Raw genomic sequence first — 19,379 nt, 5'->3', positions numbered from 1 at the left:
TCGGTTGCTCAGTGTTCGTGCCGGAATCAGGCGGTCAGAGCGGCACGAACCCTGACCGAACGGGATCAGGAGACGCGCTGGATCGCCGCGGCGAGGCGCGTGGTCGAGCGGCCGGGGAAGAACGGGACGGTCACGGCGCGGCCGCCCCACTGCTTGATGACCGCGGCCTCGGGCAGGTCGGCGGCGTCGTAGTCGCCGCCCTTCACCCAGATGTCGGGCCGGATGCGGCGGATCGCCTCGACCGGGGTGTCCTCTCCGAACACGATCACGCCGTCGACGACCTGCAGCGCCGACAGCAGGTCGGTGCGGTCGCCCTCCGGCATCAGCGGCCGCTCCGGGCCCTTCAGCCGGCGGACCGAGTCGTCGGAGTTCAGCAGCACGATCAGGCAGTCGCCGAGCGCCCGCGCCGCGGCGAGGGTCTTCGCGTGCCCGGCGTGAATCAGGTCGAAGCAGCCGCCGGTGGCGACGACCGTGCCACCGGCCGCGCGCACCCGCTCGACGACCGCGAGCGCGTCGCGGTCGGCGCCGGGCAGCGCGGCGGGCGGGGTCGCGCCGAGCGCGTTCACGCCGCCGTCGGCGAGGTAGCGACCCGTGGTCCGCACGGCGGCCTGCACCGCTGCGACGGGCGCGGCGCCCTCGCCGAGCGCGACCGCGAGCGCGGAGGCGAACCGGTCGCCCGCGCCGTTCACGTCCGCCTCGGCGACCGCGTCGGCGGCGACGACCATCGGCAGCCCGCCGGGCGTCGTGCGCAGCAGGGCGCCCGCGGCGCCCATCGTCACGATGACGGCGCTCGCGCTCCAGGCCTCCCGCAGCCGGATCGCTGCCTCGTCCGCGAAGGGGACGCCGGAGCCCTCGACGCCGGAGAACAGGCGCGCCTCGCCCAGATTCGGGGTCACCACGGCGCCCGGCACCGGAGTCGCGCCCTTCGGGTGCGGGTCCCAGACGAGCGGGACGCGCGCGCCGACCTCGGCCAGCGCGGCGCGCAGGCCCTCGTCGGCGAGCAGGCGGCGGCCGTAGTCCGCGACCACGACCAGGTCGGCCTCGCGGAGCGCGTCGAGCATCTCGGGCGTCACCTCGGGGGCCTCCGGAGCGGCCGAGCCCTCGTCGATCCGCGCGATCGGCTGCTCGAGGCTCCGCACCCGCGTCTTCACGGGGGTGGGGGAGGGGGAGCGGCCCGCCACCAGCCGCACGCCGGGCAGCAGCCCGGCCAGCTCGCGGCCGCGGTCGTCCTCGGCCAGGGCGGTGACGAGCGTCACCTCGTGCCCGTCGCCCTGCAGCATCGTCGCGACGAGCCCGGCGCCGCCGGCCCGCCGCACCTCGCTGACGACGTCGACCACCGGCACCGGCGCGTACGGCGTCAGCCGCTGCACCTCGCCCTCGACGTCGACGTCGAGCAGCACGTCGCCGACCACGACGGCCCTCATCGGGTCGCCCCCAGCCGGTCGCGCACGATCGCGTCGAAGACCCGGCAGAGCGCGTGGACGGCGACCAGCTGCGCCTCCTGCACGCTCGCGCCGACGCCCGGCAGCACCAGGGCGTCGTCCGCGGCCTCGGTCAGCGGGTTCGGGCCGGGGCCGGTCATCGCCCACACCGTCGCGCCCGCCTCGCGGCCCGCCTGCGCGGCGCGCAGCAGGTTCTCGCTCGTGCCGCTGGTCGACAGCAGCACGAGCACGTCGTCGGGGCGCGCGTGGGCGGTCACCTGGCGGGCGAAGACCTCCGCGTAGCCGTAGTCGTTCGCGATCGCGGTGACCGCGGAGGAGTCGCCGTGCAGGCAGATCGCCCCGAACGCCTTCCGGTCGCCGTCGAAGCGGCCGACGAACTCGGCCGTCAGGTGCTGCGCCTCCGCGGCGCTGCCGCCGTTGCCGCCGGCGAGCAGCCGGGCGCCGCCGAGCAGCCGGTCGGCGAGCAGGCCGCCCCAGTCGGCGAGGCGCTGCGCCTCCGCCTCCAGCGCGTCGAGCGTCGGCCGCAGCGCACCCACGTGGTCCGCGGCGATGCCCGCGGAGGTGCGGGCTCCGTCGATCGTGGTCATGCGTCTCCCGTCAGCGCGGCCGAGCGTCGTGTCGCCGCCGCCAGCCGCGCGTACACCTTCGCCGTGTCGGCCGCGACCCGCCGCCACGAGTATCGCGCCAGCGCCCGCTTGCGGCCGGCCGCGCCGTAGCGCTCGAGCCGCGCCGGGTCGGCCAGCAGGGACTGGAGCGCGTCGGCGAGCGCCTCCGGGTCCCGAGGCGGCACGTGGACGCCCGTGACGTCCTCCACGACCGTGTCGATCAGGCCGCCCACGTGCGTCGCGACGACCGGCCGGCCGCACGCCATCGCCTCGAGCGGCACGATCCCGAACGGCTCGTACCAGGGCGCGCACACGACGACGTCGGCGCTGCGGTACCAGGCGGGCAGCTCGTCGCGGCCGATCCGCCCGGCGAGCACCACGCGGTCCTCGAGCCCGGTCTCCGCGATCACGCGGCGCAGGCGCTCGGTCTCCGGCTCCGCCTCGAGGTGGTTCGCGTCGCCCGCGCCGCCGATCACGACCAGCTCGGCGTCGACGCCGACCTCGACCAGGCGGGCGAGCGCCTCGATGGCGTTGCCGACGCCCTTGCGCGGCACGAGGCGGCTCACCGTCAGCAGGCGGAGGCGCCCGGTGCGGGGCGCGACCGGCCCGTCCGGCGTGAAGTGCGCGACGTCGACGCCGCACGGCACGACCGCGATGCGGGAGGACGGGACGCCCATCTGCTTCAGCTCGAACGCCTCGTCGGAGCAGGTCGCGACGACCGTGTCGACGCGGCGGGCGACGTCCGGCTCGAGCACGGCGCGCTCGAGCGGCGAGGAGTCCTGCGCGCCCTGCTGGCGCCGCTTCACGACGCCGAGGGCGTGGAACGTCTGCGTGACCGGCACGTGGCCGCCGGCCGCGAGGTCGACCCGGGTGACCGCGTCGAGCGCCGCGAGCCCCGACATCCAGAAGTGGCCGTGCACGACGTCGGGCCGCCAGGTCGCCCAGTCCGCGGCGAGCGCGTCGGCGAAGGCGCCCATGTGCGGCAGCAGCGCGTCCTTCGGCACGTGGCCCGCTGGGCCCGCGGTGACCGGGACGACGGTGACGCCGGGCGCCATCGGGATCCGGCCCTGGAGGTCCGGGTCGTCCCGCCGCGTGTAGACGACGACCTCGTGCCCGGCGGCGCCGAGCGCGGCCGCCAGCGCGGCGACGTGGACGTTCTGACCGCCGGCGTCGACGCCGCCGGGGTTCGCCAGCGGGCTGGCGTGCTCGGATACGAGTGCGACTCTCATCAGGGGACTTCTTTCACAACCGCTGGCGTGTCCGCAATCCCCCGTCCAGCCGTTCCCGAGGAACGGGGGCGCCGTGCTAGGGAGCCGAGCAGCGCGTCCCAGTCGGCCAGGAAGCGCGCGAGGCCGTAGCGGGCGAGCGCGGCCTCCCGCGCGATCCGGCCCCGTCTCGCGGCCTCGTCGGGGTCGTCGAGGAGGGTGCGGGCGGCTGCCACCAGCTCGTCGACGTCGGCGGAGAGGGCGCCCGCCTCCGGCGGCACGGCGCGCGGCGCCTCGGTCATCGCGAGCGCGAGCACCGGCATGCCGAGGTGCATCGCCTCGAGCAGCGCGAGCCCGAGGCTCGTCCAGCGCATCGGGTGCAGGTACGCACGGCGCTCGGCGAGCGCGGCGTGCATCGGCGCGGTCTGCACGTCCCCGCGGCCGTGCACGTCGGCGTCCGGCAGGCGGCCGCCGAGCAGGTCGGTGCCCATCCCGTAGACGTCGACCGGAGCGACCTCCGCGAACCGCGGCAGCAGGTCCGTGCCGGTGACGCGCCAGCGCCGCACCGGCTCGTTGATCGCCGTCGCGAAGCGCGGCAGCCCGCCCGTGTAGCGGTGGCCGGGGTCGACGATCCCGTGCTCGATCACCGTGGTGGCCGTGCGGCCCGTGTCCCAGAGCAGGGCGTTCACGTGGGTCACGTGGACGACGGGCAGGTCGTCGCGGTCCGCCATCGGGTGCACCGACGTCGGCACGTCGCCCTTCGGGGTGTTGTGCTCCAGGAAGACCGCGGGCAGGTCCCGCCCGATGCGGCGGCCGGTCAGCCGCTCGGCCTCCGCGAGCTCCTCGGGCCGCTGCAGCACGACGACGTCGACGTCCTCCGCCGCGACGTCCTCCGGGGCGACCTCGCGCGCCGAGGCAGGCCAGTCGCGGCCGCCGCGGCCGAGACCCCAGCCGTCGCGGGCGATCGTCGTCGGCAGCACGTAGTCGTGGTCGCCGCGGACGAAGGCGTCCGTCCATCCGCCGTGCACGTGCCAGAGCAGGATCTTCATGCGGCGGCTCCCATCAGGCGCTCGGCGGCGTCCGCGACCTCGGCCGGCGGCACGGAGGCGAGGCAGGGGTGCCCCGGGACCGGGCAGACGCGGGCGCGCGTGCCGCGGCAGGCGGCCTGCTGGTCACCGAGCAGCGCGACCGGCACGCCCCAGGGCGCCCAGCGGATCGACGGGACCACGGGGGCGAACAGGCTGACGATCGGGGTGCCGACCGCGGCGGCGAGGTGCGCCGGCCCGGTGTTCCCGGTGACGACCACCGCGGCGTCGCGCAGCAGCCGCCCGAGGTCCGCGAGTCCCAGCGCACCGCCGAGGTCGGTGCCCGCGTCCCCGGCGACGGACGCGGTCAGCGCGGCCTCCGCGGGGGCGCCCGTGACGACGACCGCGTGCCCGCGGGCCGTCAGCTCGGCGACGACGGCGCGGTGCAGGTCGGCCGGGTAGGCGCGGGCGGGCACCGCGGCGCCCGGGTGCACCACGACGTAGGGGCCGGCCGGCGCGGCGGGGGAGCGGTCGGCGGGCAGGTCGACCGCGAGCCGGTCGTCCCCCTCTTCCACGGCGTAGCCGGCGGCCGCGGCGATCGCGAGGGCGCGCAGCGGCTCCGGCTGGTCCTCCGTCAGGTCCTCGCCGGGGATCAGCCGGGTGGAGAGCAGGCCGCCGGCCGCGTCGACCGAGGCGCCCGTGATGTCGGTGAGGCCCGCGAGCCGCAGCAGCATCGCGGTCGGCAGCGGCGACTGGTGGAAGCTCGTCAGCAGCACGGCGCGGGTCACGCCGGTCTCGGCGACGATCGCGGCGACCTCCTCGACCAGCGCCGCGTCGACCGCTCGGTCCGTGCTCGTCTGCCACGGGGCGGCGAGCACGCGGACCTCCGCGACGCCGGGCAGCAGGCGTGCGGCGGCGGCGCCCTGCGGGCCGGCGAGCAGCACGACCTCGTCGCCGGAGGCCGCGACCGCGCGCACCGCGGGACCGCAGACGAGCACGTCGCCCATGCTGTCCAGCCGGGCGACGAGCACGCGCGTCACGCCGCGCCGCCTGCGAGGGCCAGCCGCACGGCGGCGAGCAGGTCCGTCGCCACGGCCCCGGCGGCCTCGACCTCCTCGTGCCTGGTCACCGGGGTCGGGACGAGCACGCCCCGGGCGCCCGCGGCGTGGGCGGCGGCGACGTCCGCGCCGATGTCCCCGATCACCACGACGTCGGCCGGGTCGACGCCGAGCGCCGCCGCGGCGTCGAGCACCATCCCCGGGCGCGGCTTCCGGCAGGCGCAGCCGTCGTCCGGTCCGTGCGGGCAGTAGCGGACCGCGTCGAAGCCGCCGAGCAGCTCGCTGGTCCGCGCGTTCACGGCCTCCGCCTGCGCCGCGGTGATGAGGCCGCGGGCGATGCCCGACTGGTTCGAGACGATGCCGGTCGGCAGGCCCGCCTCCCGCACGGCCGCGACCGCCTCGGAGGCCGTCGGCATGAGGGTCACGAGATCCGGGTCGCCGTTGTAGGGCACGTCGACGATCAGCGTCGCGTCGCGGTCGAACAGCACCGCGGCGGGCGTGCGCGCATGCCGGACCACCGGACATGGATAGTGGGCTCCTCGCCACCGAACCTGTGAGTCCGCCTGCTCTTCAGGAAGAGGGCTTGGCACGATGCCTCCCGTGGAGCAGGACGTGCGGCCCGTGGCGGTGGCCTTCCGTGCCCTGCAGCTGGGCGACCTGCTGGTGGCCGTCCCCGCGCTCGCGGCGATGCGGCGCGCGCTGCCGCAGCACCGGATCGTGCTCGCCACGAGCGGGTGGCTCGCCCCCGTCGCGCGGCTGGTCCCGGCGGTCGACGAGCTGCTCCCGGTCGCGGCGCTCGGCGACCCGCTGCCCTTCGCGCCGGGCGAGGTGGACGTCGCCGTGAACCTGCACGGCGGCGGTCCGGAGTCGGCCGGCGTCATCGACGCGCTCGGCGCCCGGCGGACGGTGCGGCACGCGATCCGAGCGGGGGAGCCGGGGCCGCCGTGGCGGGAGGCGACGCACGAGCGGGTGCGCTGGGTGCGGCTGGTCGAGTCGGCCGGGATGCCCGGCGACCCCGCGGACGTGCGGATCGACCGGCCGCCGGTGCCGTCGCCCGCGCCCGCCGCCGTCGTCGTGCACGTGGGCGCCGCCTACCCGTCCCGCGAGTGGCCGGCGGAGCGCTTCGCCGCCGTGGCCCGCGAGCTCGACGGGCGAGTCGGCCGGGTCGTGCTGAGCGGGTCGGCGGGGGAGCGGCCGCGGGCGCTCGCGGTCGCCGCGCTCGCGGGGCTGCCGGAGGACCGCGTGCTGGCGGGGCGGACCGACCTCGACGTCTTCGTCGCGCTGATCGCCGACGCGGCCCTCGTCGTCAGCGCGGACACGGGCGCCGCGCACCTCGCGTCGGCGTACGGCACCCCCTCCGTCGTGCTCTTCGGACCCGTCGGGCCGGAGCGCTGGGGGCCGCCTCCCGGCCCGCACGCCGCGCTGACCCACGAAGCGGTGCGCCTCGGCGACGCCTTCGCGTCCTCGCCGGACCCGGCGCTGCTCGCGGTCACGGTCGACGAGGTCCTCGCCGCCGCGACGAGCGTCCTCCACCCGCGCCGCTGACCGAGGCACGAGCGCAGCACCCGCGCCGCCGATCGAGGTGCGAGCGCGGCCCGCACGGTGATCGAGGTGCGAGCGCAGCGAGCTTCGAGATCGCTCGCGCTCGCGGGGCTGGTCTCGAGGCTCCTGCGTCGCACCTCGACCGGCGGAGGGGTGCGGGCCGCGGGCGAATCGGGGCGTGATCGGCGGATCGGGGCGGGTTTGGACGTCCGATCGCGCCCGTATCCGCCGAAGTCGCCCGGACATGCGCCTGCTCGCCGCTGCCCGGGGCGCGAGCGCAGGAGCCTCGAGATCGCTCGCGCTCGCGGGGCTGGTCTCGAGGCTCCTTCGTCGCACCTCGACCGGCGGAGGGGCGCGGGCTGTGGTGCCGGAGTTCCGGGCGTGATCGGCGGATCGGGGCGGGTTCGGACGTCCGATCGCGCCCGGATCCGCCGGACTCGCCCGGAACTGCGCGCGCCGCTGCCCGGGGCGCGAGGCCGCGCTCGCTCGCCGTTGATCGAGGTGCGAGCGCAGCGAGCCTCGAGATCGCCCGCGCTCGCGGGGCTGGTCTCGAGGCTCCTTCGTCGCACCTCGACCGGCGGAGGGGCGCGGAGGGCGCGCGGGTCAGCGGAGCTCGGTCGCGAGTGCGGGGGCCAGGTCGCCGCGGGGGACCACGTCGATCGCGTCGAGGCCCTGCCATGCGGCCGCCTCGCGCAGCACGGGTGCCAGGCGTGCGGCGACGCCCGGGTCCTCGCCCTCCTCGAGCCAGGCCGCCTGCACCCGGAGGACTCCCGCCTGCCGGTCGGACTTCAGGTCGACCCGCCCCACCAGCCGGTCGTCGACCAGTACCGGCAGCACGTAGTAGCCGTGCTCGCGCTGCGCCGCCGGCGTGTAGATCGAGATCCGGTAGTGGAACCCGAACATCCGGAGGATCCGGTCGCGCTGCCACACGACCGGGTCGAACGGCGACAGCACGGCCGCGGCCCGCATCCGGGTCGGCGGCGCGGCGTCGACGTGCCGCCACACCCGCAGCGGGCGCCCGTCGGCTCGGGTCCAGCCCGGCACGGACACGGGGACCAGCTCGCCCGCGTCCTCCAGCTGCTGCGCCGCGACCGCCGTGTCGTCGGAGCGCAGCCGGTAGTAGTCCGCGAGGTCGGGCAGCGCTGCGACGCCGTGCGCGACCGCGGCCCGCCGCACCAGCTCGCGCACCGCGTCCGCCTTCGGCACCGGTTCGATCGCGCCCCCGAGCACCTGCGCCGGCAGCCCGTACCGGCGCTCGAAGCCGCGGCGCCCCGCGCTGACGAGATCCCCTGACCGGAACAGCATCTCGAGCACCCGCTTGGTGTCCGACCAGCCCCACCACGGCCCCTGCCGCACCGCGGGCCGCTGCTCCACCTCGCTCGCGGCGAGCGGGCCGCGGTCCGCGATCTCGGCGACCAGCGCGGCCGCGAGGTCGCGGTGCGCGGCGAGGTCGTCGGCGTAGCGGGCCCGGAAGTGCGCCATCCGGAAGGCGAGGAGCCCGAGGTCCGCCGCCGGCACGAACGCGGCCTCGTGCGCCCAGTACTCGACGCGGCCGGTCCCCGGCGCGAGCAGCATGCGGTCGAGCAGACGGCGGTCGTACGGACCGAGGCGCGCGAGCACCGGCAGGTAGTGGCTGCGCTCGAACACGTTCACGCTGTCGATCTGCAGCAGGTGCAGCCGCTGCAGCACGGCCTCGATCCGGGTCCGGCCCGCGGTCGGCGGATGCGCGCGGCCGAACCCCTGCGCGGCGAGCGCGATGCGTCGCGCCTCCCGGGCCGACAGGGTCTCCACCCGCCCGACGCTAGGGCCGACCGCCGACGCCCTCACCCGATGGCGGGATCCCGCTCCCCGGGCGCGCCTCCCTAGACTCCCGCCGTGGCACGCCGGTCGGAGCACGAGGAGGAGCGCGACGTCGTCGCGCGCGCCATCCCGGACGCCGTCCGCATCGCGGGCGCCTGGTCGTGGCCGCTGGTCGGCGCGCTGGTCCTCGCCGGACTGGTCGTCTACCTCGTGATCCTGCTGCACGTCGTCGTCGTGCCCGTGCTCGTCGCGGTGCTGATCACCGGCCTCGTGAACCCCGTCAAGGCGCGGCTCGTCACCGCCGGGTTGCCCCGCGGGCTCGCCGTCGCGGTCACGTTCCTCGGGCTGCTCGTCGTGGTGGCGGCGCTCGTCACCCTCGTGGTCCTCACGATCCGATCCGGCTTCGACGGCATCCAGACGCGCACCGTCGAGGCGTACCGAACCTTCCTCGACTACCTGCGGACGTCGCCCTTCGGGGTCTCGGGGCAGGACGTGCAGAGCGCCATCGACAGCGCGACGACCTGGCTCCAGCGCAACAGCGGCACCGTCCTGACCGGCGCGCTCTCCGGCGTCTCGACCGTCGGCGACATCGGCGTCGGCCTCGTGCTCTCCCTCTTCATCACGCTGTTCTTCCTGATCGACGGCGCCGGCATCTGGCGCTGGTGCGTCCGGCTCGCGCCGAAGCGCGCCCGCGCCGCGGTCGACGGCGCCGGCCGGGCCGCATGGCTCTCGGTCGGCGAGTACGTGCGGGTGCAGATCATCGTCGCCCTCATCGACGCGATCGGGATCGGCCTCGTCGCGCTGCTGCTCGGCCTGCCGTTCGTGGTGCCGATCGCGGTGCTGGTCTTCCTCGCCGCCTTCATCCCCTTCGTCGGCGCGATCGTCACCGGAGGCCTCGCGGTGCTGGTCGCCCTCGTCTACGCGGGACCGGTCGCGGCGCTGATCATGCTCGGCGGCGTCATCGGGGTGAACCAGCTGGAGTCGCACGTGCTGCAGCCCCTGCTGATGGGCTCCGCGGTGCGCCTGCACCCGGTGGCGGTCGTCCTCGCCGTCGCGTCGGGCTCGATCATCGCCGGCATCGGCGGCGCGGTCTTCGCCGTCCCGTTCACCGCCGCCGCCAACTCCGCCGTGAAGTACCTGGCGGGCGGCGCGTGGAAGGATGAGCCGCCGCCGCCCGAGGGTCCGATGCCGACCGAGCCCGAGGAGGGCGGGCGTGCGGCCCGCCGCCGGAGGCGGCGTGCGGAGCGACCGGAGGACGTGACGACCGTTGCCTGAGAACGACGTGGCACTCGCCGACTCCGCGGCCGCCGCCCGTCTCGTCCAGGCCCCGGCCGGGTCCGCCGCTCCGTCCCTCGAGCGCATCCAGGACGCCCGTCGCGTCCTCTCTTCCCTCGTGGCCCGCACCCCGATGGAGCACTCCCGCTACCTCGGCGGCGTCGTCGGCGCCCCGGTCCACCTGAAGTGCGAGAACCTGCAGCGCACCGGCTCGTACAAGATCCGGGGCGCCTCCTACCGGCTGTCCCGGCTGACGGACGAGGAGCGTGCGCGCGGCGTCGTCGCCGCCTCCGCCGGCAACCACGCCCAGGGCGTCGCGGCCGCGGCCCGCCTGCTCGGGATCCCGGCCACGATCTTCATGCCGATCGGCGTCGCGCTGCCGAAGCTCGAGGCGACCCGCGACTACGGCGCCCGGGTCGAGCTGGTCGGCCACGTCGTCGACGAGTCGCTCGCGGCCGCCGCGGCGTTCGCGGAGGACACCGGAGCGGTGCTCATCCCGCCGTTCGACCACCCCGACGTGATGGCGGGGCAGGGCACCGTCGGCCTCGAGATCCTGGAGGACGTGCCCGACGTCCGCACCGTCGTGGTGCCGGTCGGCGGCGGCGGGCTGATCGCGGGCGTCGCGGCGGCGATCAAGGCGGCCGCGGGGCACGACGTGCGGATCATCGGGGTGCAGGCGGAGAACGCGGCGCCCTTCCCGGTGTCGCTGGAGGCGGGCGAGGTGCGCACCGTGCCGACCGCCCCGACGATCGCGGACGGCATCGCTGTCGGCACCCCCGGCCGCCTCACCTTCGAGGTCGTGCGCGACCTCGTCGACGAGGTCGTCACCGTCACCGACGACGAGACCGCCACCGCGCTGCTCGTGCTGCTCGAGCGCGGCAAGCTCGTCGTCGAGCCCGCCGGTGCGGTCGGCGTCGCCGCGCTGCTGTCGGGCCGCGTGCCGGACCCGGGCAGCACGGTGGTCGTGCTGTCGGGCGGCAACATCGACCCGCTGATGATGGAGCGCGTCATCAGCCGCGGGCTCGTCGCCTCCGACCGCTACATGACCCTGCGGATCCCCCTGCCCGACCGGCCAGGCCAGCTCGCGGTCGTCTCCGCGATGATCGCGGAGGCCGGCGCGAACGTCGTCGAGGTGCTGCACACCCGGCACGGCATGGGCACGCAGATCGGCGAGGTGCAGATCGACATCGCCATGGAGACCCGCGGGCGCGCCCACCAGTCGCTCGTGATCGAGGCGCTGGAGCAGGCCGGCTACAAGCCCCAGGTCATCGCCGCCTGACCCGCCTCGTCCTCGCGAGTCCCGCCAGGACGGTCGCACGCCGGGCTGCAGCACGGCGCGCGAGCCCTTCAGCAGGAACGGCGACGTTCAGCAGGAAGAAACGGCCCGCTTCTTCCTGCTGAAGGTCACGGTTCCTGCTCGAGGACTCGAGGGCTCCGGCACCCTCCGGGTCCTCGAGGCCTCGAGAACCCGGAGGGGAACCTCGGAGGACTCGGGAGTCGGGCGCTCGCGGGCACCGAGGGTCAGCCCTGGTAGGTGTCGACCTTCTCGATCCGCACCTCGATGGTGCGGCCGTTCGGGGCCTGGTAGCTGACCGTGTCGCCGACCTTCGAGCCGAGGATCGCGGCGCCGAGCGGGCTGCCCTCGCTGTAGACGTCGAGGCCCGAGTCGCCCGCGATCTCGCGGCTGCCGAGCAGGAAGGTCATCGAGTTGCCGGCCACCGACGCGGTCACCACGTTGCCGGACGAGACCTCGTCGCTCGCGCCGTGCGGCTCGCCGACCTCGGCGGTGCGCAGCAGTTGCGTCAGCTGGCGGATGCGCGCCTCGATCTTGCCCTGCTCCTCCTTGGCCGCGTGGTAGCCGCCGTTCTCGCGGAGGTCGCCCTCCTCGCGGGCCTGCTCGATGCGCTTCGCGATCTCGGTGCGGCCGGGGCCCTCGAGCTCGGCGAGCTCGCCCGACAGGCGGTCGTAGGCCTCCTGGGTCAGCCAGGTCGTGGTGTCCTGCGGCAAGAGCGTCCTCGTCTCGGTACGGGGGTCGGGGCCGCAGCAGCCGCTCGCGGAAGGAGGCGGAGGTTCGACGTCGAATCGCCGACACCGGGTGGCGGCCCGGAACGAAACGCCGACTCTACGCGTCCCGGCAGGAGGCGATCAACCCGGTCGCCGCCTTGCGGACCGTGCGCACGACCGTGTCGCCCGCCCGGTTCCCGCTGCCCGTCACCGGAACGGTCTGCTCGACGAGCCCGACCGTGATGCCGCTCGTGTCCCGGGCCTCGATCGCGCAGACGAAGGCCGCGTCCGCACGCCCCGTGATGAGCCAGCGCACCTCGGTCGAATGGTCGTCGATCACGCGGGAGGTGACCGTGTCGGCCTCGTAGGTCGACGTCGACCCGCCGATCCCGGTCCACACGCCCCACGCCGCCGCGGCCAGCGCGACCGCACCGCCGGCCGCGATCGCGACGACCCGACCGCGCCGGCGCCGTTCGGGCGTGCGCCCGTAGCGCACGTCGAGCGCGTTCGACACGGGGCGTCCTTCCGCTTCGGCTAGGTTCGGCGGGCAGGTTAACGCCGACGGGAGGGGCTCATGCGCGCGCTGCTGACCGCCGTCCCGACGCCGTCGCCCTCGCCGAGCCTGAACGTGAACCCGGACTCCGTGACGCCCGGCGTCGTCGGCTTCCTCGCGATGCTGTTCATCACCGCCGCCGTCGTGCTGCTGATCGTGGACATGACGAGGCGCGTGCGGCGGGTCCGGTACCGCGGCGAGCTCGCCGAGCGCCGCGACGCCGCCGAGGGACAGGACGCCGTCGAGCGCTCCCGCGACCGCTGAGCCGCGCCGGCCCTCCCGGAGGACGGTCTCGAGGCTCCTCCGTCGCACCTCGACCGGCGGGGGTCGCGCGAGCGGGGCCGATCAGGCGACGGGGTCGAGCGCGATCAGCAGCGTCGCGGTCCAGTGGCAGAGGAACGCGAGCACCGTGCAGGTGTGGAAGATCTCGTGGAACCCGAAGCGCCCGGGGAACGGGTTCGGGCGCTTCAGGCCGTAGCAGACCGCTCCCGCCGTGTAGAGCGCGCCCCCGATGACGACGAGCACCATCATCGCCGCGTCCGCCTCGAACAGCGGGACGAAGTACGCGATCGCCGCCCACCCGAGCGCGAGGTAGAGCGCGACGTACAGCCAGCGGGGCGCCCCGACCCAGAAGACCCGGAACAGGACCCCGAGCAGCGCGCCGCCCCACACGACGCAGAGCAGCACGACGCCCTGCGCCGGCGGCAGGGCGAGCAGCGCCAGCGGCGTGTAGGTGCCCGCGATCAGCAGGTAGATGTTCGCGTGGTCGACGCGCTTCAGCGCCCGCTTCACCTTCGGCGACCAGTCGACCCGGTGGTACAGCGCGGAGTTGCCGAACAGCAGGATCGATGTCAGGGCGAAGACCACGCACGCCCAGCGCGCCTCCGGACCGTTCGCGAGCGCCACGAGGACCAGCCCCGCGACGGCGGCGACGGGCGCGCTGACCGCGTGGATCCAACCGCGCCAGGTCGGCTTCGTCTCCTGGTGCGCGGGGTCCCGCGCCTCCTCCAGCAGGGGGAGGTGCGGAGGTGCGTCGTCCCGGATCTCCGCCATCCGGGCGAGGGTAGTGGAGGAGCGCGGGCGTACCGTTGCCGCGTGCGGATCCCGGGGGTACGGCTGCGACGCCCCGTCTACTCGCTCTACCAGCGGCGCCTCCGGCGGAACCTGGCGGGCGCACCGCTGCCGCGCCACGTCGCGATGATCCTCGACGGGAACCGCCGGTGGGCCCGGCTCGCGGGGCTCCAGTCCGTCGCGCACGGCCACCGCGCGGGCGCCGACCGGCTGCTCGAGTTCGCCGACTGGGTGGACCGCGTCGGCATCCGGCACGTCACCTTCTACCTGCTGTCGACGGACAACCTCCGGGGCCGCACGGGCGGCGAGCTGACCGACCTCTTCGACATCATCGGGGCGCTCGCGCTCGACCTCTCGAGCCGGTGGCGGGTGCAGCACGTGGGCACCCGGGAGGGGCTGCCGGCCGCGCTGCTCGAGGACCTGGAGGAGGCGGAGCGGCGCGGTGCGGCGCACGACGACGGCCTGCACATCAACCTCGCGGTCGGCTACGGCGGCCGCACGGAGATCGTGCACGCCATGCGCAGCATCGTCCGGGGGCACGCCGCGGGCGGCGGCGGGCTCGAGGACCTCGCCGAGACGCTGACGCCGGAGCTGATCGGCGAGCACCTGTGGACCGGCGGCCAGCCCGACCCGGACCTCGTCATCCGTACCTCGGGGGAGCAGCGGCTGTCGGACTTCATGCTCTGGCAGTCGGCGCACAGCGAGTTCTACTTCGTGGAGGCGCTCGGCCCGGACCTCCGCGAGGTCGATCTGCTGCGGGCGCTCCGGTCGTACGTGCAGCGCCAGCGCCGCTACGGCGGCTGACCGCGCGCCTCCGCGGTCCCCGCCGCGCCGCTTCCTACGGTGCCCGGATGCCAGCCCGTGTCCCGGCCGTGCTCGTCGCGCTGCTCGTCGCCCTCTCCCTGCTGCCCGCCGCGCCCGCGACCGCGGCGACCGCCGGCGTCCACGTCGTCGGCGCGACCGGGGCGAAGCGCCTGCTCGTCGACGGGAAGCGGTGGCAGGTGCGCGGCGTCACCTGGGGGCCGCCGCAGGCCGAGGCGGAGCGGTGGCTGCCCGACGTGCGGCGCCTCGGCGCCAACACCGTCCGCACCTGGGGCGTCGACGGCGGCACCAGGACCCTGCTGCGCGGCGCGGCGAAGCGCGGCATGCGCGTCGTCGTCGGCCACTGGCTGCCGCACGACGCCGACTGGGTGCACGACGCCGCGCTGAAGCGCCGGCTGCGCGCGGAGGTGCTCGGCCGCGTCCGCGACCTGCGCCACGAGCGCGGCGTGCTCGCGTGGGGGCTCGGCAACGAGGTGATGTTCGAGCAGTCCGCCAGGGGCGGGTCCTCCGCCGCAGCGCAGCGCGCCGCCTACGGCCGCTTCCTCGACGGGCTCGCCCGCGCGGTCCACCGGGCCGACCCCGACCACCCGACCCTCTCGGTCGAGGCGATCCCGCGCGACTGGCGCGCGCTCGCGCGGCGGGCGCCGCACCTCGACGTGATCGGCGTGAACGCCTACTCCTCGGTGTCGATCGTCGACGACGTCTTCCGGAAGGCGCGCATCCGCCAGCCCTACCTCGTCACCGAGACCGGCCCGACCGGGTCCTGGGAGGAGGCGCCGGACCCCGCGGGAGGCCCCGCGGACCACGGCGACGCGGCGCGGGCCGCGGGCGTGCGGCACGCGATCAGAGCGGCGACCGCGCACCCCGGCCGCTCCCTCGGCGTCGTCGTCTTCCACTACGGCACCGAGACCGACCTCGCCGGCGTGCGCTTCGGCCTCCGCACCGCGGGGCTGCGCCGCGCCGCCTGGTTCGCCGTGCAGCGGGCGTACCGGGGCGCCACGACGCAGGGCGCGCCCGTGATCCGCACCGCGACGGCGACCTCGACGTCCGTGAAGGCGGGTGCGCCGATCCGGATCCGGGTCGCGGCGCGCGATCCGCAGGGCGACCGCGTGCGCTGGCGCGCCCTCGTGACCACCGCCCCCTGGGGGTCCGGCTCGGGGCTCGCCCGCGCCGCGGTCCGCCGCGTCGGCAGCGGCGTGCTGCAGGTCACGGCCCCGCGCAGCGCGGGGGTCCACCGGGTGGTCGTCGTCGCGGCCGACGGGCACGGGAACGCCGGCATGCGCACGGTGGTGGTGCGGGTGCGCGCCGCGTCCTGAGGCCCGAGCGGCCGGTAGGCTCCTCGACCGCGATGGCTGCTCTCTCCGGCGCTCCGACGGCGCACACCGCGATCACGGCCTACCTGGCGGGGTTCGGTGAGGAGCCCGGCTACCTCGACTTCGCGCGCTTCGGGCCGCTGTCCCGCGCCGTGCTCGCGGAGACCGCCGCGCAGCAGGAGGCGCTGACGCGCGCCCGCCCGGGCGCCTACGACCGGCTGCAGCACGGCACCGCCCGGCTCGCGGCCGCGGCGGCCGCCGTCACCGGGTTCCGCGCCGACCAGGTCGTCTTCCAGCCGAGCACCACGCACGGGATCACGCAGGCCGTCTACGGCGTGACCGGCCCGGTGCTCGTGTCGGCCGCCGACTACCCGAGCCTGCCGATCGCGGTGGCCCGGGCCGCGGAGCTGCTGCAGACCGTCGTGCCCGTCCCGCTGCCGACGTCCGAGGGGCGGGTGACCCCGGCCGGGGTCCGCGAGGCGCTGACGCCCTCGACCGCCGCGGTCCTCGTCAGCGCGGTCGACGCCCGCACCGGCCACGTCGCCGACCTCGACGGCATCCGCCAGGTGATCGGCGACCGCCTGCTGATCGTGGACGCCGTGCAGGCGCTCGGCGCCGTCGACCTGCCCTGGACCGCGGCGGACGTCGTGGCCTGCGGGGGCCAGAAGTGGCTGCGCGCCGGGCACGGCGCCGCCTTCCTCGCCGTCTCCGACCGGGCCGCCGAACGGCTCACTCCGGCGCTGTCGGGCATCGGCGGGTCCGGCGGCGACGCCCTGCCCTGGGACGAGGTGCCGCCCGTGCGCCGCGGCGCGGACGCGCTGCAGCTCGCGCACGCGGACGAGGCCGCCGCCGCGCGGCTCGCCGCGGCGCTGGAGGACCTCGCGACGGCCGGTGCGCGCGAGGTCGCGACCCTCGTGTCGGGGCAGGCGGCGCGCGTGATCGCGCTCGCGGACGAGTTCGGGCTGCCGGTCGTGTCGCCGCGCGCGGCGCTCGAGCGGGCGGGGCTCGTCGTCATCGAGCCGCTGCCGGAGCGCCTCACCGCGCTGACCGCGGCGCTCCACAACCACGGCGTCTCGGTGACGATCCGAGGCGGGCGCGTGCGGGTGTCCCCGCACGCCGGGACGCAGGAGGAGACTCTGAGCATGCTGAGAACCGCACTGACCGCCTACTCCCAGGCAGTGAGGCCCGTCCGATGACGATCACGGGCGAGGGCCGGACCCTCTACGTCACCGACCTCGACGGCACCCTCTTCGACCACGAGGGCCTCAGCACCACGTCCCGCGAGCTGCTCGGGCGGGTGCTGGACGGCGGCACCGCCCTCACCGTCGCGACCGCCCGCTCGCCCCGCACGGCGCTGCAGTCGCTCGGCGGCCTGCCGCTCGCGCTCCCGTTCGTCGCCTACGGCGGCGCCACCGCGGTCGACCCGGACGGCTCCCGCCTCTGGTGGGAGCGGTTCGACGCCCGCGCCCTGCACCCGCTGATCGGCGCCTCGCTGGCGGCAGGCGTGACGCCGCTCGTGTTCTGGCTGCAGGGCGACGACGACCGCATCAGCTGGGTGCGCGGCGCGGAGACCGCGGGCGTGGACGCCTTCCTCGATGCCCGCGAGGGCGACCCGCGCCTGCTGCCCGTGGACGGGTGGGACGAGGTCGACCACGACAGCGCGTTCTTCGTCAGCATCACCGGGGAGTACCCGGTGCTCCGGCGGCTCGCGCGGATGATCCGGGCGATCTCGTGGGGCATCGGCTGCGCGCTCGCGCTGCAGAAGGACCCGAACGACGGGCTCGCCGTGCTCGACGTGACGCCCGCGTCCGCCACGAAGGGCTCCGCGGTGCGGCGCATCGCGGCCGATGGCGGCTTCGACCGCATCGTCGCCTTCGGCGACGGCGCGAACGACCTGCCGCTGTTCGCCGAGGCCGACGAGTCGTACGCGGTCGAGGGCGCCTCGGACGAGGTGAAGGCCGCGGCGACCCGCGTGCTGACCGGGCCCGACGCGGTGGCGCGCTTCCTCGCCGAGCGGCTGCCCCAGCAGGTCTGACGGCGGGGCGCGCGGCGGCGTCCCCGCCCTCACGTACGGTGTCGGCCATCGGGTACTTCACCCGGTCCGGGACGTGCGACGGCTCGAGACGACTGGAGGCGAGCGGGTCCCGGTGACGCACCGATCCGCCGGCGGGAGTCACCGCCGACGGGGGAGAGAGCCCCTGTGACCGACGCGCTGCCCACCCGTCCGATCCGGCCCGCCGACGCCCCGCCCGCGACCTCGACGCGCACCTTCGTGCTCGACACGTCGGTGCTGCTGTCGGACCCGAAGGCGCCGTTCCGCTTCGCGGAGCACGCCGTCGTGCTGCCGGTGGTGGTCGTCTCCGAGCTCGAGGCGAAGCGGAACGACCCGGAGATCGGGTACTTCGCCAGGCAGGCGCTGCGGAACCTCGACGAGCTGCGGGTCAAGCACGAGCGGCTCGACTTCCCGGTGCCGGTCGGCGACGGCGGCTCCCTGCGCGTCGAGCTGAACCACTCGAACATGAGCGTGCTGCCGAACGGGCTGCAGCTCGGCGGCAACGACTCCCGCATCCTCGCCGTGGCGCAGAACCTCGCGAACGACGGCCTCGACGTGACCGTGGTGTCGAAGGACCTGCCGATGCGGGTCAAGGCGTCGTCGATCGGCCTGACCGCCGAGGAGTACCGGCACGAGCTCGCCGTCGACACCGGGTACACCGGCGTCGCGGAGCTCGCCGTCGAGGCCGACGACGTGAACGACCTGTACGAGGAGCACCGGGTCTCGCTCGCCGCCGCCGACGACCTGCCGGTGAACACGGGCGTGGTGCTGTCCTCCGACCGCGGCAGCGCGCTCGGCCGCGTCGTCCGGCGCGGGGAGGTGCGGCTGGTCCGCGGCGACCGCGACGTCTTCGGCCTGCACGGCCGCAGCGCCGAGCAGCGCCTCGCGATCGACCTGCTGCTCGACCCGGAGGTCGGGATCGTGTCGCTCGGCGGCCGCGCCGGCACCGGCAAGAGCGCGCTGGCGCTGTGCGCCGGGCTCGAGGCCGTGCTGGAGCGCCGGCAGCACAAGAAGATCATGGTGTTCCGGCCGCTGTACGCCGTCGGCGGCCAGGAGCTCGGCTACCTGCCGGGTGACGCCGCCGAGAAGATGAACCCCTGGGGGCAGGCGGTGTTCGACACCCTCGGTGCGGTGGTGTCGCAGAACGTGGTCGACGAGGTCGTGGACGGCGGGATCCTCGAGGTGCTGCCGCTCACCCACATCCGCGGCCGCAGCCTCCACGACGCGTTCGTCATCGTGGACGAGGCCCAGTCGCTCGAGCGCAACGTGCTGCTCACCGTGCTGTCGCGCATCGGGCAGAACTCGCGCGTGGTGCTGACGCACGACGTGGCGCAGCGCGACAACCTGCGGGTCGGGCGGCACGACGGCGTCGCGAGCGTGATCGAGACGCTGAAGGGGCACCAGCTGTTCGGCCACGTCACGCTGACCCGCAGCGAGCGCAGCGCGATCGCCGCCCTCGTGACGGACCTGCTGGAGTCGAACGAGCTCAGCTGACGTCGGACGGGATCCGGCCGGGCGACGGCTGGATCCCGTCCTCACACGATCCACAACCGGCTCTCAGCCCGCTCTTCCTACCGTGTGCATCGGCCGCATCGGGTGCGGTCCACGGTG

General features: G+C 75.8%; 19 protein-coding genes. 9 read left to right on the top strand and 10 right to left on the bottom strand.

The features are described 5' to 3' along the window. Positions 1-65: 65 nt before the first annotated feature. Genes ACFSBI_RS01855 through ACFSBI_RS01830 form a run of 6 tightly spaced genes read right to left on the bottom strand, consistent with a single transcriptional unit; the run spans position 66 to position 5,853 of the window. The gene (locus tag ACFSBI_RS01855) at positions 66-1,424 is read right to left on the bottom strand and encodes a PfkB family carbohydrate kinase (RefSeq protein WP_377931483.1); all 1,359 of its coding nucleotides are present in this window, start codon (positions 1,422-1,424) and stop codon (positions 66-68) included. After that, a complete protein-coding gene (locus ACFSBI_RS01850; RefSeq protein ID WP_377931482.1) occupies positions 1,421-2,029 on the bottom strand; it encodes a D-sedoheptulose-7-phosphate isomerase in 609 nt (202 codons plus the stop codon). The genes ACFSBI_RS01855 and ACFSBI_RS01850 overlap by 4 nt, the downstream gene beginning before the upstream one ends. After that, positions 2,026-3,276, bottom strand: coding sequence for a glycosyltransferase (locus tag ACFSBI_RS01845; protein ID WP_377931481.1), 1,251 nt, complete (start codon positions 3,274-3,276; stop codon positions 2,026-2,028). Before ACFSBI_RS01845 ends, ACFSBI_RS01850 begins: the two co-directional genes overlap by 4 nt. Then, the gene (locus tag ACFSBI_RS01840; protein WP_377931480.1) at positions 3,276-4,301 is read right to left on the bottom strand and encodes a glycosyltransferase; all 1,026 of its coding nucleotides are present in this window, start codon (positions 4,299-4,301) and stop codon (positions 3,276-3,278) included. Before ACFSBI_RS01840 ends, ACFSBI_RS01845 begins: the two co-directional genes overlap by 1 nt. Continuing rightward, entirely contained in the window at positions 4,298-5,317 is a 1,020-nt protein-coding gene (locus ACFSBI_RS01835) for a glycosyltransferase family 9 protein (protein WP_377931479.1), read from the bottom strand. Before ACFSBI_RS01835 ends, ACFSBI_RS01840 begins: the two co-directional genes overlap by 4 nt. Beyond that, the gene (locus tag ACFSBI_RS01830; RefSeq protein WP_377931478.1) at positions 5,314-5,853 is read right to left on the bottom strand and encodes an HAD family hydrolase; all 540 of its coding nucleotides are present in this window, start codon (positions 5,851-5,853) and stop codon (positions 5,314-5,316) included. Before ACFSBI_RS01830 ends, ACFSBI_RS01835 begins: the two co-directional genes overlap by 4 nt. 73 nt (positions 5,854-5,926) lie before the next feature. Between ACFSBI_RS01830 and ACFSBI_RS01825 the strand changes: the two genes are divergently transcribed. After that, positions 5,927-6,880, top strand: a complete 954-nt coding sequence (locus ACFSBI_RS01825; RefSeq protein ID WP_377931477.1) for a glycosyltransferase family 9 protein — start codon at positions 5,927-5,929, stop codon at positions 6,878-6,880. Positions 6,881-7,480: 600 nt separating this feature from the next. Here ACFSBI_RS01825 and ACFSBI_RS01820 read toward each other — a convergent pair. Then, on the bottom strand, positions 7,481-8,668 hold the full coding sequence (locus ACFSBI_RS01820) for a winged helix-turn-helix domain-containing protein (protein ID WP_377931476.1): 1,188 nt from the start codon (positions 8,666-8,668) through the stop codon (positions 7,481-7,483). 84 nt (positions 8,669-8,752) lie between these two features. Here ACFSBI_RS01820 and ACFSBI_RS01815 point away from each other — a divergent pair, with 84 nt between their 5' ends. Next, a complete protein-coding gene (locus tag ACFSBI_RS01815; protein WP_377931475.1) occupies positions 8,753-9,952 on the top strand; it encodes an AI-2E family transporter in 1,200 nt (399 codons plus the stop codon). 7 nt (positions 9,953-9,959) lie between these two features. Further along, on the top strand, positions 9,960-11,231 hold the full coding sequence (gene ilvA, locus ACFSBI_RS01810) for a threonine ammonia-lyase (RefSeq protein ID WP_377931474.1): 1,272 nt from the start codon (positions 9,960-9,962) through the stop codon (positions 11,229-11,231). A gap of 242 nt (positions 11,232-11,473) precedes the next feature. On the opposite strand, the gene greA is transcribed toward ilvA, so the two are convergent. Further along, complete coding sequence (gene greA / locus ACFSBI_RS01805; protein ID WP_377931473.1) at positions 11,474-11,959, bottom strand: transcription elongation factor GreA; 486 nt, start codon at positions 11,957-11,959, stop codon at positions 11,474-11,476. A gap of 115 nt (positions 11,960-12,074) precedes the next feature. Further along, positions 12,075-12,470: a DUF4307 domain-containing protein gene (locus tag ACFSBI_RS01800; RefSeq protein WP_377931472.1), complete on the bottom strand. Its 396-nt coding sequence runs from the start codon at positions 12,468-12,470 to the stop codon at positions 12,075-12,077. A 60-nt stretch (positions 12,471-12,530) separates the two neighbouring features. On the opposite strand from ACFSBI_RS01800, the gene ACFSBI_RS01795 reads away from it, so the two are divergent. Then, positions 12,531-12,773 carry a hypothetical protein gene (locus ACFSBI_RS01795; protein ID WP_377931471.1) on the top strand — a complete coding sequence of 81 codons (243 nt, stop codon included), beginning with the start codon at positions 12,531-12,533 and terminating at the stop codon, positions 12,771-12,773. Between the two features lie 81 nt (positions 12,774-12,854). Here the strand turns inward: ACFSBI_RS01795 and trhA are convergent, their stop codons facing one another. Beyond that, entirely contained in the window at positions 12,855-13,562 is a 708-nt protein-coding gene (gene trhA / locus ACFSBI_RS01790) for a PAQR family membrane homeostasis protein TrhA (protein ID WP_377931470.1), read from the bottom strand. A gap of 42 nt (positions 13,563-13,604) precedes the next feature. On the opposite strand from trhA, the gene uppS reads away from it, so the two are divergent. The 5 genes from uppS to ACFSBI_RS01765 all read left to right on the top strand — a co-directional run bounded on the left by uppS (position 13,605) and on the right by ACFSBI_RS01765 (position 19,262). Then, entirely contained in the window at positions 13,605-14,384 is a 780-nt protein-coding gene (uppS, locus tag ACFSBI_RS01785) for a polyprenyl diphosphate synthase (RefSeq protein WP_377931469.1), read from the top strand. Between the two features lie 47 nt (positions 14,385-14,431). Continuing rightward, complete coding sequence (locus ACFSBI_RS01780) at positions 14,432-15,718, top strand: glycoside hydrolase 5 family protein (protein ID WP_377931468.1); 1,287 nt, start codon at positions 14,432-14,434, stop codon at positions 15,716-15,718. A 32-nt stretch (positions 15,719-15,750) separates the two neighbouring features. Further along, entirely contained in the window at positions 15,751-16,911 is a 1,161-nt protein-coding gene (locus ACFSBI_RS01775) for an aminotransferase class V-fold PLP-dependent enzyme (RefSeq protein WP_377931467.1), read from the top strand. Then, positions 16,908-17,750, top strand: coding sequence for an HAD hydrolase family protein (locus ACFSBI_RS01770; protein ID WP_377931466.1), 843 nt, complete (start codon positions 16,908-16,910; stop codon positions 17,748-17,750). The genes ACFSBI_RS01775 and ACFSBI_RS01770 overlap by 4 nt, the downstream gene beginning before the upstream one ends. A gap of 177 nt (positions 17,751-17,927) precedes the next feature. Next, complete coding sequence (locus ACFSBI_RS01765; protein WP_377931689.1) at positions 17,928-19,262, top strand: PhoH family protein; 1,335 nt, start codon at positions 17,928-17,930, stop codon at positions 19,260-19,262. The last annotated feature ends 117 nt before the right edge of the window (positions 19,263-19,379 follow it).

The organism is Amnibacterium endophyticum (assembly GCF_042680685.1).
GTDB lineage: Bacteria > Actinomycetota > Actinomycetes > Actinomycetales > Microbacteriaceae > Amnibacterium > Amnibacterium endophyticum.
This window is presented reverse-complemented; position numbering and strand designations above follow the sequence as displayed.

What these genes read in the sequence shown, in the direction of transcription:
- ACFSBI_RS01855 (WP_377931483.1), bottom strand. Translation starts at nt 1,424, where the DNA reads ATGAGGGCCGTCGTGGTCGGCGACGTGCTGCTCGACGTCGACGTCGAG.
- ACFSBI_RS01850 (WP_377931482.1), bottom strand. Translation starts at nt 2,029, where the DNA reads ATGACCACGATCGACGGAGCCCGCACCTCCGCGGGCATCGCCGCGGAC.
- ACFSBI_RS01845 (WP_377931481.1), bottom strand. Translation starts at nt 3,276, where the DNA reads ATGAGAGTCGCACTCGTATCCGAGCACGCCAGCCCGCTGGCGAACCCC.
- ACFSBI_RS01840 (WP_377931480.1), bottom strand. Translation starts at nt 4,301, where the DNA reads ATGAAGATCCTGCTCTGGCACGTGCACGGCGGATGGACGGACGCCTTC.
- ACFSBI_RS01825 (WP_377931477.1), top strand. Translation starts at nt 5,927, where the DNA reads ATGCCTCCCGTGGAGCAGGACGTGCGGCCCGTGGCGGTGGCCTTCCGT.
- ACFSBI_RS01795 (WP_377931471.1), top strand. Translation starts at nt 12,531, where the DNA reads ATGCGCGCGCTGCTGACCGCCGTCCCGACGCCGTCGCCCTCGCCGAGC.
- trhA (WP_377931470.1), bottom strand. Translation starts at nt 13,562, where the DNA reads ATGGCGGAGATCCGGGACGACGCACCTCCGCACCTCCCCCTGCTGGAG.
- ACFSBI_RS01780 (WP_377931468.1), top strand. Translation starts at nt 14,432, where the DNA reads ATGCCAGCCCGTGTCCCGGCCGTGCTCGTCGCGCTGCTCGTCGCCCTC.
- ACFSBI_RS01775 (WP_377931467.1), top strand. Translation starts at nt 15,751, where the DNA reads ATGGCTGCTCTCTCCGGCGCTCCGACGGCGCACACCGCGATCACGGCC.
- ACFSBI_RS01770 (WP_377931466.1), top strand. Translation starts at nt 16,908, where the DNA reads ATGACGATCACGGGCGAGGGCCGGACCCTCTACGTCACCGACCTCGAC.